12 protein-coding genes are annotated in these 13,300 nt (G+C 60.4%); 7 read left to right on the plus strand and 5 right to left on the minus strand.

Annotation, left to right across the window (positions count from 1 at the left end; genetic code table 11):
- Positions 1-26 precede the first annotated feature (26 nt).
- The 7 genes from FAZ11_RS11100 (at position 27) to FAZ11_RS11130 (ending at position 7,540) form a co-directional block, all read left to right on the plus strand.
- Positions 27-554 (plus strand): GspH/FimT family pseudopilin, encoded by a 528-nt coding sequence (locus FAZ11_RS11100; protein WP_158295273.1) that lies wholly within the window; start codon positions 27-29, stop codon positions 552-554.
- Positions 555-659: 105 nt separating this feature from the next.
- Positions 660-1,139, plus strand: a complete 480-nt coding sequence (locus FAZ11_RS11105; protein WP_058772419.1) for a GspH/FimT family pseudopilin — start codon at positions 660-662, stop codon at positions 1,137-1,139.
- A complete protein-coding gene (gene pilV, locus FAZ11_RS11110) occupies positions 1,136-1,639 on the plus strand; it encodes a type IV pilus modification protein PilV (protein ID WP_058772418.1) in 504 nt (167 codons plus the stop codon). Before FAZ11_RS11105 ends, pilV begins: the two co-directional genes overlap by 4 nt.
- Positions 1,636-2,664, plus strand: coding sequence for a PilW family protein (locus FAZ11_RS11115; protein WP_058772417.1), 1,029 nt, complete (start codon positions 1,636-1,638; stop codon positions 2,662-2,664). The genes pilV and FAZ11_RS11115 overlap by 4 nt, the downstream gene beginning before the upstream one ends.
- Positions 2,661-3,131 (plus strand): pilus assembly PilX family protein, encoded by a 471-nt coding sequence (locus FAZ11_RS11120; protein WP_058772416.1) that lies wholly within the window; start codon positions 2,661-2,663, stop codon positions 3,129-3,131. Before FAZ11_RS11115 ends, FAZ11_RS11120 begins: the two co-directional genes overlap by 4 nt.
- 15 nt (positions 3,132-3,146) lie before the next feature.
- Positions 3,147-7,094 carry a pilus assembly protein gene (locus tag FAZ11_RS11125; protein ID WP_081319975.1) on the plus strand — a complete coding sequence of 1,316 codons (3,948 nt, stop codon included), beginning with the start codon at positions 3,147-3,149 and terminating at the stop codon, positions 7,092-7,094.
- A gap of 2 nt (positions 7,095-7,096) precedes the next feature.
- Positions 7,097-7,540, plus strand: coding sequence for a type IV pilin protein (locus FAZ11_RS11130; RefSeq protein ID WP_058772413.1), 444 nt, complete (start codon positions 7,097-7,099; stop codon positions 7,538-7,540).
- Between the two features lie 15 nt (positions 7,541-7,555).
- On the opposite strand, the gene ispH is transcribed toward FAZ11_RS11130, so the two are convergent.
- The 5 genes from ispH to ribF are packed head-to-tail and all read right to left on the minus strand — an operon-like array spanning position 7,556 to position 13,268.
- Positions 7,556-8,500, minus strand: a complete 945-nt coding sequence (gene ispH, locus FAZ11_RS11135) for a 4-hydroxy-3-methylbut-2-enyl diphosphate reductase (RefSeq protein ID WP_058772412.1) — start codon at positions 8,498-8,500, stop codon at positions 7,556-7,558.
- Positions 8,501-8,534: 34 nt separating this feature from the next.
- Positions 8,535-8,981, minus strand: coding sequence for an FKBP-type peptidyl-prolyl cis-trans isomerase (fkpB, locus tag FAZ11_RS11140; RefSeq protein WP_058772411.1), 447 nt, complete (start codon positions 8,979-8,981; stop codon positions 8,535-8,537).
- Complete coding sequence (gene lspA, locus FAZ11_RS11145; RefSeq protein ID WP_058772410.1) at positions 8,974-9,477, minus strand: signal peptidase II; 504 nt, start codon at positions 9,475-9,477, stop codon at positions 8,974-8,976. The genes fkpB and lspA overlap by 8 nt, the downstream gene beginning before the upstream one ends.
- Positions 9,470-12,319, minus strand: a complete 2,850-nt coding sequence (gene ileS, locus FAZ11_RS11150) for an isoleucine--tRNA ligase (protein ID WP_058772409.1) — start codon at positions 12,317-12,319, stop codon at positions 9,470-9,472. Before ileS ends, lspA begins: the two co-directional genes overlap by 8 nt.
- A 1-nt stretch (position 12,320) precedes the next feature.
- A complete protein-coding gene (gene ribF, locus FAZ11_RS11155; RefSeq protein WP_058772408.1) occupies positions 12,321-13,268 on the minus strand; it encodes a bifunctional riboflavin kinase/FAD synthetase in 948 nt (315 codons plus the stop codon).
- Between the last annotated feature and the right edge of the window lie 32 nt (positions 13,269-13,300).

Raw genomic sequence — 13,300 nt, forward strand, 5'->3', positions numbered from 1 at the left:
GCCGCCCCCCACACAAGGACGTCAACATGACCTATCGCGATTCGCGAGGCGTCAGCCTCTTTGAATTACTCATTTGTCTCAGTGTACTCGGCATCGTCGTCTCTCTGGCGGTCCCCGCTTTCGGCGGAATACTGCAACGTAATCGACAGCAAATTGCCATCCAGCAACTGAGGGAAACGGTGAGCTTCGCCCGCGCTGCAGCCATCAGCAGGAAAAGCAGCATTTCCATCTGCCATGCACCGGCAGGCACCTGCGAAGCATCGAACATCTGGTCAGCCAGCACCCGCGTCTTCCAAGATCTCGACCGAGACGGCCGCCAGTCCGCGCAGGAAACGACACTACTGATCAGTGAGCAGCCGCCAAGGGACTTCCAGTGGCGCTGGAACAACTTTCGCGCACAGCCTCATCTCACCTTCCTGAACAACGGCACGACCGATGCACTCAACGGTAGCTTCATCCTCTGCCAGGGAGACATCCCCCGCGCACGACTGGTCCTGAACAAAGCCGGAAGGATTGAAACGGCCGACCTCCGGGAGCACGACCGCTGCGCTTGAACCGCCGTACCAGACACCTTCCTGTTTCGACCGGACATCTGTCGTCAGCTACTACATCGCCCGTTAATCCCCCATGCTACGAATCCCAGCATGGCGAAGTAGACGATGCGTACCCAGTACGGTTTCACCCTTATCGAAACGATGGTAGCGATCGCCATTCTGGCGATCGTGATCAGCATCGCCGCGCCTTCCTTTACCCGCATGCTGCAAAGCAACCGTGCGGCCGTCTTGAGCAACGAGCTGTTGGGAACCCTGCAAATCGCGCGCTCCGAGGCCCTAAAGCGGCGAACTAACATCGTGCTCTGCCGTAGCACTACGGGCAGCAACACTTGTGTGAACGGCACAGACTGGTCGTCTGGCTGGCTCCTGATGCAGGGCAACACCGTATTGCGAATCTGGGAGCCCATCAGTGGCGGCACCCTCGTCGGCCCCAGTGCGGGCATGACCTATCAAAGCAACGGCCTGACCACGCTGGCAGGGGGCATCCAAGCGACGTTCACCATAACGACCTCCCCTACGTGCAGCCGTACCATCCAGGTCAGCACCACCGGCAATGCCACAGTCGGCGCAGGTGGCTGCCCATGATCGGGTCTTTCCGACAACGCGGCGCCACCCTCATCGAGGTGCTGGTCGCCATGCTGATCCTGGCCATTGGCCTACTCGGCCTGGCCGGTTTGCAGACGGTGAGCGTGCAGAGCAACCAGGGTGCCTATTTCCGCTCGCAAGCCACTATCCTGGCCAACGACATCGTCGATCGCATGCGAGCAAATCGGGTTGCCGCGCTTGCCGACCGAAGCAGCTACTCAGCCAGCTTCCCGACCCCGAGTACTACCAATGCAATCACTGGCACGGTCGCCCAACAAGACGTCAACGGCTGGCTGAATGCCCTGGCTCTCAGCCTCCCCCAAGGCACGGGCAGTCTTAGCCTGGACAACACAAACAACGTCACCGTCATCGTCTGTTGGAATGATCGTCGAGCGGCCATTAAATCGGCCCAGGCCGTGGCGGCGACCAACGACAGCTGCAGCAGTCCTGCCAGCAGCAACAGTAGCTTCGAGCGCTTCACTTACAGGACACAGCTATGAGGGCCGCCTCAGCACAACACCAACGCGGTCTTTCCATCATAGAGTTGATGATCGCGCTACTGCTTGGGTTACTACTCATGGGCGGGGTATTGCAGCTTTTCCTGTCATCCAAGCGCACCTACCAAACCAACGCTGCGCTGTCCCAAGTGCAGGAATCGGGGCGTTTCGCGCTGGAGTTCCTGGCCTTCGATCTGCGCAATGCGGCTTATCACGGCGAATGCATGAGCCCACTGGACGAAAGCTTATTACCAGCGAGTCTCGCCAGACCCAACGGCCAAACCGATATCCGCTACGACCTGGGTGCGGGTATCCAAGGCTGGAGCACTGCGAGTAATACGCAGAATCCGGCAAACACTCCCGCCTGGCTGACTACGATCTTTAACAACCGCGCCAACAGCTCCGATGTCATTCTGCTCAAGCATACAGCGGACTCGGTGAGCACCCAGATTACCAGTGCGACCGTTACCCAGATCTCTACGGATCGAGCCACTGGACTAGCGCAAAATAGGCTTCTAGTCATAGATGACCCAGGCGCCTGTTTTCTTTTCGCGAATCAAAGTGGTCCCACTGACAGTCGCGTATCTGTCGCGGGGAGTACCGGTTTCGGTCGTACGTACCGGAATACCGCCCACCTGCTGCTCTACCAGAGCGCCCTCTACTATCTGCAGAACAATCCAGATACAGGTGTACCGTCACTGTGGCGACAGGTCTACAACGGCTTGAACCAGCCCGCGGAAGAATTGGTATCAGGCATCCAGCAACTGCAGATTCGCTATGCCGTAGGTGATGCCAACGGCCAGATCAAGGTGGACGCCAACGGTCAAGCCTACCAGGACGCCAGCACCATCACTGACTGGCAGAGCGTGGTCGCCGCCCGGATCAACCTGATCGCGGTGAGCAGTGCTACCAACGTCGTTACACCTAATCAGCAAGTTCTTTTCAACAACGCCTCGGTGACCATCCCTAATGGCCGCCTTGCCCAGGTGTTCACCCTGACCGTCAGCCTGCGGAACCACCTGCCATGAATCCGCCCCCCTCATCCCAGCGCGGCGCGATCTTGATCGTCACCCTGGTAATGCTACTGCTGTTGACCCTGCTGGCCTTGGGAAGCATGCGCGGAACAACCCTGGAAGAACGCATGGCCGGCAACCTGCGCGATGAAAGCCAAGCCTTCCAGGCGGCGGAAATGGCACAGCGTACCGCCGAAGCTGTATTGCTGAGTCGCTCTATTGCCCAACTCCAGGGAATGACCTCACCCGAGACGGTTACGCTAAACCCAACGGGCTTGCAACCTACAACCTATACCTTGGTGCCACTGCCGGGAGTACGCGTACGCCCTCCCGCCTCAAGTGCCGAGGCTAACGAGCCTAGCGACAACAGCGTCATCCGGATCGTCAGCACAGGCAAAGGTGCCGCGCAGGATACCGGCTCGGACGGTACCCCCGCGCCCAGCTCCAACGTCACCATCAATACCCTCTATCTCAGGCGTTAGGTTTCGGAGAATCCCATGCATAGCTCTTACGCATCCCGAATTCGCCGTTACAGCCTGGGCATCCTGGCCTACGGCGTCATGGCCCCGTTCGCCCAGGCCACGCTGACCCCATCGACCACTACCACTACCACTACCACTACCACGCAGCCTGCGGTATCCCAAACCCCTTTAGCGAGCGGAGCCAACATTCCAGGCAGTCTGGCTCTGGTACCCTCGGTGGAATGGCCTACTGTGCTGTCGGTAGCCAATCTCGGCAGCTATAGCTCCGCTAACACCTATAGTGGTTATTTCGATTCCAACAAGTGCTACGTCTACACCTACGCCAATCCACCTGCCCAGTCTGGCGATGGTAGTACCAACTTAGACAATAGTTGGTTCCAGCCCCAGACCTCAGCCAGCAATCACCAATGCAATGGCGCCAGGCAGTGGAGCGGCAACTTCCTGAATTGGGCTGCTACTCCTACCATCGATCCCTTCCGTAGTGCTCTGACCGGCGGCGAGCGTATTCGGGACACCGAAGGCCTCACGGTCCTGCAAAAAGCACGTCATGATGGCCAGAACAGTGCCGGCAACCGCCTGAGCACTGATCAAGGGCTTATCCCTCACTCCGAAATCGCGGGCGCCACGCCCTTTGCCGCCACCTGGGACAATCTCTATGTCCGCCTGGAAGGCCAGGGTTTCGACATGCTGTTTTCCAACTGGAATGACCGTATTGGCGGCGGTGGCTCCAGAGATTATGGCTATGGCAATAATTGGCCGAGCGTCTGGGCCGATCTCGATCCTAACAATACTCGCCAATGGGATGGCAACAGCCTCAGAAGAGACTATGAGCCGGGAGGTGGTGCAACCAACACCAACAGCGTCTATCGCGTGCGCGTCCAGATACAGGTCTGTAATCCGGCTGTGGGCCTCGAGAGCAACTGCAAGGCTTATTCGGCATCGAACTACAAGCCCGAAGGGCTGCTGCAGCAATACTCCGATCGGCTGCGCTATTCCGTCGTCAGCTATCTCAACGATTCTGATGTGCTAAGGGATGGCGGGGTACTACGTGCCAAACAGACCTTCATCGGCCCGTTGAATCCCGACCAGACGACCAATACCAATGCGGAATGGAATGCCCAGACCGGTATCCAAAGTCTCAATCCACGTCCTGCGGAAGCCAGTGGTACTCCGGGCACCACGGGAATCACCAACAGCGGTGTCCTCAACTATCTGAACAAATTCGGCTCCATGCCCTATGACAGCCAAAAAGACTATCGCAACCTAAAGAGTTTCGACCCAGTCAGCGAGCTTTATTACACGGCAATCCGTTATTTCAAGCACCAGGGCAACGTCGCCGCCTATAGCAATCTCACAGGCGATGCCACCAACCGCTATGCCCAAGCCGATGGTTTCCCGGTAGTCACGAGCTGGGACGATCCCATTACCTACTCTTGCCAGAAGAACGTGATCCTCGGTATCGGCGATACCAATACCTGGGACGATAAAAATCTGCCGGGAGGCGATACCTCGTCCGGCGGCGAACCGGCAAGGCCCGCAGAGGTGACGGCGGACACCACGGTGAATGTGCAAACCGCTACTCAGAAAGTTGCATCACTCGAAGGCATCACCATAAACACGCCTTTCACAGGCCGCGGTAACTCAGCCTATATCGCCGGCCTCGCCTACGATGCCCATACCCGGGATCAACGGCCAGACCTATCGGGTAATCAGACCATATCCACCTATTGGATGGATGTTCGGGAAAACCAAACGCTCGCGGGCAAAGCCCAAAACCAATACTGGCTCGCAGCCAAATATGGTGGCTTCAGCGTCCCACAGAACTTTTCTCCTGACACTGCTACCAGTGCCAGTATCACCGACAATCTCTGGTGGACCAGTGGCGATATTCTTCCCACAGGGGACAAAAGACCCGATAATTTCTTCGTAGCCAGCGATGCCCAGGCTATGACTACCAGCCTGAAAAAAGCCTTTGCCCAGATCGCCAGTGAAACAAGTAATACGAGTACTTCGATCGGTGCCAGCAGTTCGGAACTCAACACCAGTACGGCACTCTTCCAGGCGAGTTACAAGCCGAAATTCTGGAGCGGTGATCTAGTCGCCCAGGCTTTCAATGCAGATGGCACTCTGAGTCCAACCGCTACCTGGAGCGCAGCCGCGAAGCTGGATGCCCGGGACTTTTCCACGCGTAACATCGCCACCGGCAATGCACCAGCCAGCGGAAGTTTGGTCGCAACAGGCGGGCGCGACCTCTCTTGGACTGGGAGTAATGCCTTGGATGATGACGCCAAGGCGGCGCTTCGCAACAATGGCGACGGTACCCAGGTCAACGACGCAGAAGGCCAGCGACGCCTGAATTACCTGAGAGGTGATCGTAGCCCTGAAACAGCTGCCACGAACCCCTTGCGCACCCGTGCCAGCCGCTTAGGCGACATCGTTAACTCCGATCCGCTTTATATCGGCCAGCCGGATTACGGTTACAACCTTTTGCCCGGCCAAGCAGGAAATAGCTACCTAGACTTCCGAGCAACAATCAAAACTCGGGCGCCCATCGTGGTGGCCGGCGCCAATGACGGCATGCTGCATATATTCGATGGCAGCCTTGGCGACTCTGGCGGCAATGAACTCTTCGCCTATATTCCGCGGGCCATTTTGGGCAACCTTTATCAATTAACGCGGCAAGACTATAGCCATAGGTATTATGTCGACGGACCTGCGACCTCTTCCGATGCCTACTACAACGGTGCCTGGCATACCCTGCTGGTGGGTACAACAGGTGCCGGTGGCAATGCCGTCTTTGCCTTGGACGTGACGAATCCCAGCCGCATGAACAAAGATAAGGTGCTTTGGGAATTCGCTTCACCCGATATGCATTACCCAGTACAAAAGCCGGCAATCGTCGCCCTACCCAACGGTAGTTTTGGTGTCATCGTCACCAGCGGCTTCAGCGATGGTCCCGTGACCTCTGGCAAAGTGTGGATTCTCGATGCCGGTACCGGCCAGGTCATTAAGGCTTTCACCCTTACCACCACGGGAGGTTTGGGTGCGCCGCTGGCCGTGGACCTGAACAATGACCGCATCGCGGATTCCCTCTATGTAGGAGATACGGCTGGCAAACTCTGGAAATTCGATATTTCCAGCACCGATCCAAACAACTGGCAGACACTCACTACGCCACTCTTCACTGCTACCACAGGTCCGGACTACGGTAACGTACCACAACCCATCACCGCACCTTTGGCAGCGGCATTGAATACCGACGGCAAGGCCATCATCCTCTTCGGCACCGGTAGTTATTATCGCATTGGCGACAACATCATTCCGGCACGACCAAGGCTGGAGAGTTTCTACGCCATTATCGACCGGGGCCAGGCTATTACGCGTAATCAGTTACTCGAACAGCAGATCATCGCTCAGGGCACGGTCGGTACCAACCGCGCGAGAGCCGTCAGCGACAATACCCTAGGCTCAGGTCAAGCCGGCTGGTTCATGGATTTAGTCTGGAAGACACAAAACGGCGGGCCAGGAACGCTTACCGGAGAAAGAGTGATAGCCAAGGCTGCCCTAAGTGGTGGTGCGGTCGTTTTCACCAGCATGACGCCTTCAAGCGACCCCTGTACCGGTGGAGGAACCAGCTGGATCATGGCGGTAAACGTTCTAACCGGCAGTCGGTTCAATTACAGCTACTTCGATCTCAACGGCGATCATCTGCTGGATGCAAGCGACTATGTACTCAGTGGCAATGTGCGGATTCCTGCATCAGGCTTATTAAATGGAGGAGGAGCCTCCAAAAGTGTTTACATTGGTAGTCCGGCTAACGGATCTGATGGTTCTTTCAATAGCCAAGGACCGAAAAATAGCGTGGCCTGCGTCTCGCTAGCTAACGGGCAAATAGATTGCAAAGACATATCATCCGGAAACCGCACCTCCGGAAGAATGTCTTGGCGAGAGGTCAGAAATTAGCGATGAAGAAATCTACCAAGCCCCTACAAAGAGGCTTCACCCTTATCGAAGTGATGATCGTGGTGGCCATCGTCGGCATCCTGGCCGCCATTGCCTATCCGTCCTATATGGAACATATCCGCAAAGGCAATCGCGCAGATGCCGAAGCATCGCTCATGCAACTGTCGCAGTTCATGGAGCGGTACTACACAGGGACGGGACGCTATTCGAAGACGGCCGGAGGGACGGATGTGCCGGACAATCCGGCACCGCCCTATCCTACGGGAACCAACTACACCTTCACCATCACCGTGGGTAACGCCGGTACGTCCTATACCGCCACCGCCACGCCGAACAACGCCGGGGTGATGGCCAATGACAAATGCGGTGCCCTGACGCTCACCAACAATGGTCTCAAAGGCCAGACCGGCACCGGCGTTACCACCGCCGACTGCTGGCGCCGCTAGGGCGCCAGCGACGTCCTACACCGCCTTAACCCTGAGCTCCCGCGGCAGGGTGAAGGTGATGTTCTCCGGCTCGCCCTCCAGCTCCACTTCTCCGGTGGCGCCCCAGCTCTGCAGTTGGTCGATGACACCGCGTACCAATACCTCGGGAGCCGAGGCGCCGGCGGTGACACCGATACGCTGAACCCCTTCGAACCAGCTCTGCTGCAGATCCTCAGCGCCGTCGATCAGGTAGGCCGGGGTGCCCAGGCGTTCGGAGAGTTCGCGCAGGCGATTGGAGTTGGAGCTGTTGGGGCTGCCCACCACCAGCACCACGTCGCTTTCCAGCGCCAAGGTCTTCACCGCATCCTGGCGGTTGGTGGTGGCATAGCAGATGTCGTTCTTGCGCGGACCATTGATGTGGGGGAACTTGGCGCGCAGGGCGTCGATCACCTTGCGGGTGTCATCCATCGACAGAGTGGTCTGGGAGACGTAGAACAGGGCTTCGGGGTTGCGCACCTCGAGCTTTTCGACGTCTTCCTCGTCTTCCACCAGGTAGATGGCACCGCCGGCACGATCGTCGTACTGGCCCATGGTGCCCTCCACTTCCGGGTGCCCGGCGTGGCCGATGAGGATGCATTCCTGGCCGTCGCGGCTGTAGCGGGCCACTTCCATGTGCACCTTGGTCACCAGCGGGCAGGTAGCATCGAATACCTTGAGACCGCGCTCAGCGGCCTCGCGGCGCACGGCCTGGGAGACGCCGTGGGCGCTGAAGATGAGGATGACGTCGTCCGGTACGTCGGCCACGTCTTCGACGAAGACGGCACCGCGAGCACGCAGGTTGTCGACCACGAACTTGTTGTGCACCACTTCGTGACGCACGTAGATGGGCGGGCCGAAGACGTCCAGCGCCCGGTCGACGATGTCGATGGCGCGGTCCACGCCGGCGCAGAAGCCGCGGGGATTGGCGAGCTTGATCTGCATAGGCTCCTCTGCCCGCTTCACGGGCGGCGGTAGATCAATGGGAGACGGCAGGCTCGATGGCCAGGATTTCCACGTCGAAGGTCAGCACACGGCCAGCCAGCGGGTGGTTGAAGTCTATGACCACCTGCTCGTCGTCATAGCTCTTGACCACCCCGGGCATCTCGCCACCGGCGGCGTCGCTGAAGATGATCAGCAGGCCCGGCGACAGCTGCATGTCGGTGAAGTCGTCACGCGCCATGGTCTGGAGGTTACCGTCGTTGGGTTGGCCGAAGCCACGCTCCGGCGGGATGGTCAGGCTGGTCTTGGCGCCAGCCTGCAAGCCGAACAGTGACTGTTCGAAACCAGGCAGCAAATTGCCGTCACCGACGGTGAAGGTGGCTGGCGCCTTGTCGAAGGTGCTGTCCACCACATCGCCGTTCTGCAACTTGATGGCGAAATGCAGGGTGACCCGGGTATCCGGGCCGACGGTGATCTCAGCCATGAACGGCCTCCGGCTTCTTCGTGCGGAACATGTCCAGGGCCAACATGATGGCGCCGACGGTAATGGCGCTATCGGCCAGATTGAAGGCTGGGAAGAACCACTCCTGGCGCCAGTGCACCAGGATGAAATCGATGACGTGCCCCAGGACCATACGATCGTAGAGATTACCCAGCGCACCACCGAGGATCAGCGCCAGAGCGATGGCAGTCCAGGTGTCGTTGCGCAGGCGCTTCAGCCAGACCACCAGCACCACACTGACCACGACCGCGATGCCGGCGAAGAACCAGCGCTGCCAGCCGGAATGGTCGGCCAGGAAGCTGAAGGCGGCACCGGTGTTGTAGGCCAGGGTCCAGCTGAACAGATCGGGAATGATCGATACCTGCTGGTAGAGCGACAGGTTATTCTGGAAATAGGCCTTGCTCAGTTGATCCAGCAGGATCACCACCACGCTCAAGGCCAGCCAGGGCAAGGCGCCGAAGCGCTGAGCATCACGCATGCTCGCGCACCTCACCAGCCCCATAGACGTTGGTCACGCAGCGTTCGCAGATTTCCGGATGCTCGGCATGCTGGCCCACGCTGTGGCTGTGGTGCCAGCAGCGGGCGCACTTGGGCGCTTCGGATTTGCGTACCACCAACTTGAGACCGCTCAGCTCGCTGGCCACGGCGCCTTCGGGTGCCTTTTCCAGCGGCTGGACAGCCGCCTGGGAGGAGATGAGTACGAATCTGAGTTCGTTGCCCAGGGCCTCCAGTACGGTCTGCAGGGCGCTGTCGGCATAGAGGGTGATCTCCGCCTGCAGGCTGCCACCCAGGGTCTTGGCGGCACGCTGGTTTTCCAGCTCCTTGTTGACCGCCGCCTTGACCGCCATGACCTGGTCCCAATAGGCGCGATCCAGGGTCGCACCTTCCGGCAGGGCGAAGAGGCCGTCGTACCAGGTGGTCAGCATCACCGATTCTTCCCGCTCGCCCGGCAGGTACTGCCAGATCTCGTCGGCGGTGAAGGACAGGATGGGGGCGATCCAGCGCACCAGGGCCTCGGCGATGAGGTACAGCGCGGTCTGGCAGGAGCGGCGCGGCAGGCTGTCGGCACCGGTGGTGTACTGGCGGTCTTTGATGATGTCGAGGTAGAAGCCGCCCAGCTCCTGCACGCAGAAGTTGTGCACCTTCTGGTAGACGTTGAGGAAGCGGTACTCGGCGTAGGCCTGCTCGATTTCCTTCTGCAGCAGCAGGGCGCGATCCACGGCCCAGCGATCCAGGTCGATCATGTCCTCGGGGGCGACCCGGTTGACCGCCGGATCGAAGCCGGACAGGTTGGAAAGCAGGAAGCGCGCGGTGTTACGGATGCGGCGATAGGAATCGGCGCTGCGCTGCAGGATCTGGTCGGAGACCGCCATCTCGCCGGTGTAGTCGGTGGAGGCGACCCAGAGGCGCAGGATGTCGGCGCCCAGGCTGTCGATGACCTTTTGCGGGGCGACCACGTTGCCCAGCGACTTGGACTGCTTGCGGCCCTGCTCGTCCACGGTGAAGCCGTGGGTCAGCAATTCCTTGTAGGGCGCGTGGCCGTCGATGGCGCAGCCGGTCAGCAGCGAGGAATGGAACCAGCCGCGGTGCTGGTCGGAGCCTTCCAGGTAGAGATCGGCTACCGGACCCTGGGTATGCGCCAGCTCGGCATGGGAGCCGCGCAATACGTGCCAGTGAGTGGTGCCCGAATCGAACCAGACGTCGAGGGTGTCGCGACTCTTGTCGTACTGGCCGGCTTCCTCACCGAGCAGCTCGACCGGGTCGAGCTTGAACCAGGCTTCGATGCCCTCGCGCTCGACGCGCTGGGCGACGGCTTCCATCAATTCGACGGTGCGTGGATGCAGCTCGCCGCTTTCCTTGTGGGTGAAGAAGGGAATCGGCACGCCCCAGTTGCGCTGACGCGAGATGCACCAGTCGGGACGGCCGGCGATCATGCCGTGCAGCCGCGCCTGGCCCCAGGCCGGGACGAACTGGGTCTGCTCGATGGCCGCCAGGGAGCGCTCACGCAGGGTGGCGCCCTCGTTGGGCTGCTTGCCTGACGCGGCCCGATCCATACCCACGAACCACTGGGGAGTGGCGCGATAGATCAGCGGGGTCTTGTGCCGCCAGCAATGCATGTAGCTGTGGTTGATCGCCTCGTGCTTGAGCAGGGCGCCGACTTCTTCCAGCTTGCCAACGATGGCCGGATTGGCCTTCCAGATGAACTGGCCACCGAACAGCGGCAGCGACTCGGCGTAGACGCCGTTGCTCTGCACCGGGTTGAGGATGTCGTCGTTACTCAGGCCGTATTGCTTGCAGATGCGGAAGTCGTCCTCACCATAGGCGGGCGAGCAGTGCACCACGCCCGTGCCGGCGCCCAGCTCGACATATTCGGCCAGGTAGATGGGCGACAGCCGCTCGTACAGCGGATGGCGGAAGTTGATCAACTCCAGGGCGGTACCCGGCGCGGTGGCGATCACCTCGCCCTGCAGGCCGTAGCGTGCCAGGCAGCTTTCCACCAGTTCTTCGGCCAGCACCAGCAGACGATCACCGACATCCACCAGTGCATAGGTGAATTCGGGGTGCACGTTGAGCGCCTGGTTGGCCGGGATGGTCCAGGGAGTGGTGGTCCAGATGACGATGGCGGTGGGCTTGGCCAGCGTATCGAGGCCGAAGGCGGCCGCCAGCTTGTCGGCATCGGCGACCGGGAAGGCCACGTCGATGGCGTCGGATCGCTTGTCCTGGTACTCCACCTCAGCCTCAGCCAGGGCGGAGCCGCAGTCGAAGCAGAAGTTGACCGGCTTGAGGCCCTTGAAGACGAAGCCGTTCTTGACCATCTCCGCCAGTGCGCGGATTTCGCCGGCCTCGTTGGCGAAGTTCATGGTCAGGTAGGGATTGCTCCAGTCACCGAGCACACCCAGGCGGACGAAACCGGCCTTCTGCTCTTCGATCTGCTCGCTGGCATAGGCCCGGCAGCGCTCGCGGGTCAGGTCCGCCGGCTGATTCTTGCCGAAGGTGGTCTCCACCTTGTGCTCGATGGGCAGGCCATGGCAGTCCCAACCCGGCACATAGGGGGCATCGAAGCCGGCCAGGGTCTTGGAACGGGTGATGATGTCCTTGAGAATCTTGTTCAGCGCATGACCGATGTGGATGCTGCCGTTGGCATAGGGCGGACCGTCATGCAGGATGAAGGTCGGCCGGCCCTTGCCGATGGCGCGCAGCTTCCCGTACAGGTCGATATCCTGCCAGCGCTTGAGCGCTTCCGGCTCGCGCTGCGGCAGGCCGGCTTTCATCGGGAATGCCGTTTCCGGCAGATTCAGCGTCGCTTTGTAATCGGTCATGTCAGTCCAGGCTCGTTGACGGTTGCCCCTGCCAGAAGGCGCGGGCCGTGGCGACGTCCGCTTCGATCGCCGCCTTGAGGGCCTCCAGAGAGGCGAATTTCTGTTCGTCGCGGACCTTCTGCACGAAGGTCACGCTGAGATGGCGGCCATAGAGGTCGCCGGCAAAGTCCAGCAGATGGATCTCCAGGTGCGGGCGACCATCGCCCTGCACCGTAGGGCGTTGGCCGATATTGGCTACGCCCGGCACCACCCGTCCATCGATGAGGCTGCTGACCAGGTAGACGCCGCGCAGCGGCGGTCGACGGCGCTTGAGCTGGACGTTGGCGGTCGGCCAACCCATTTGGCGCGCCAGCTTCTGGCCATGCAGTACCCGCCCGGAGAGGCTGTAGGGCCGCCCCAGCATGCGCTCGGCTAGGGCCAGGTCGCCGTCGGCCAGAGCCTGACGGATCAGGGTACTACTGACTCTCAGGCCATCCAGCTCTACGGTGGTGGCGGCTTCCAGGGTGAAGCCATGCTCGCGGGCGGCCAGGTTCAGATAGGTGAAGTCGCCGGCGCGATCGCAGCCGAAACGGAAGTCGTCCCCGATCTCCAGGTGCTTCACGCCCAGCCCCTCCACCAGCACCTGCCGGACGAAGGCCTCAGCGGACAGTTCGCGCAGCCGGCGATTGAAGTTCAGGCACAGCACGTTGTCGACGCCCAGGCGCGCGAAGCATTCCAGCTTCTCGCGCAGGCGGGTCAGCCGCACCGGCGCGATGTCGGGCAGGAAGAACTCGCGGGGCTGCGGCTCGAAGATCACCACGCAGCTGGGCACCCCGAGCTCCGCCGAACGCTCACGCAGCCGCGCGAGGATAGCCTGGTGCCCCAGGTGAACCCCGTCGAAGTTGCCGATGGTGGCAACGCAGCCCTTGGGAAAGGCGTCGAGATGGTGGAGACCGCGAAACAGCTGCATGGGTAGGTATTGCTCAGAAATTAATCGATTAT

The sequence above is a fragment of the Pseudomonas rhizoryzae genome, assembly GCF_005250615.1.
Taxonomy (GTDB): domain Bacteria; phylum Pseudomonadota; class Gammaproteobacteria; order Pseudomonadales; family Pseudomonadaceae; genus Chryseomonas; species Chryseomonas rhizoryzae.